This is a genomic window from Algoriphagus antarcticus, from assembly GCF_002150685.1.
Taxonomy (GTDB): Bacteria; Bacteroidota; Bacteroidia; order Cytophagales; family Cyclobacteriaceae; genus Algoriphagus; species Algoriphagus antarcticus.
Genome location: NZ_MSSW01000079.1, coordinates 1 through 785, shown reverse-complemented (window position 1 = coordinate 785; position 785 = coordinate 1). Strand labels below are relative to the sequence as shown.

Here is a 785-nt window from a genome sequence, read left to right as displayed (position 1 = left end):
CGTTATGCGTCACTTTAAAAAACCGACCGACCAATAATACAATGACAAAAAAGGACATAAAAATATTTTTTAAGGCAGTTTCAGACGGAGACGTGAATAAGGTTTCAGAACTCGTTGACAATAACTCAGAATATTTAAAAATTTGTAATGTTTCACCTCCGAAAAAAGACGATGGACAATCAGGACTTCAAGTTGCTTTCAAGACGGGTAACTTTGAAATAGCAAAACTTTTAATTGACAAAGGAGCTGACACAAACTTTATGGAAACCTCTGAAATTAACGAGTGGACTGCACCTGTTTTACACGACTGTATCAGAGCGACTATTTTCAATTCATACACGCTTCAAAGGGACACTAAAAAATTTGACAAAGCGTTTTCGCTTTTAGAATTAATGTTAAGCAAAATGGCAGACCCAAAATCAACTGACTCATATGGTAACAATTGTTTACATAGGGCTTTATTAGACGCAAGACAAATGCTTGACAACCCAAGCACAGACTTTTCCGATGGCATTTTAATTAAACAACTACAAAGCGTTTTTAGAGAATTAATCAAAGCAGGGGCAGACATTGGACAAAGCAGTGAGAAAAGAGAAAGTGCGGAAGAATTGTATTTGAATTTTAAATTAGATAAATATAAACTGTGGTAAAAAAGCGAACGCATAACAGGCGTTTGGCAAAAAAGCGGGTTCAGTGCTTTAATGAAGCGTTGTGCTTCGTATCAAGTTCAGTGCTGGCTGACAGTTTATTGCTTCGAAATCCGCTTCTTCGCCAAGCGCCAAACC

General features: G+C 37.1%; 1 protein-coding gene. It reads left to right on the top strand.

Going from position 1 to position 785, the window contains the following annotated elements; translation table 11 throughout:
* The coding region (locus BVH04_RS21740) for an ankyrin repeat domain-containing protein (RefSeq protein ID WP_205635903.1) at positions 1 to 650 on the top strand (650 nt) is incomplete at its 5' end.
* Between the last annotated feature and the right edge of the window lie 135 nt (positions 651 to 785).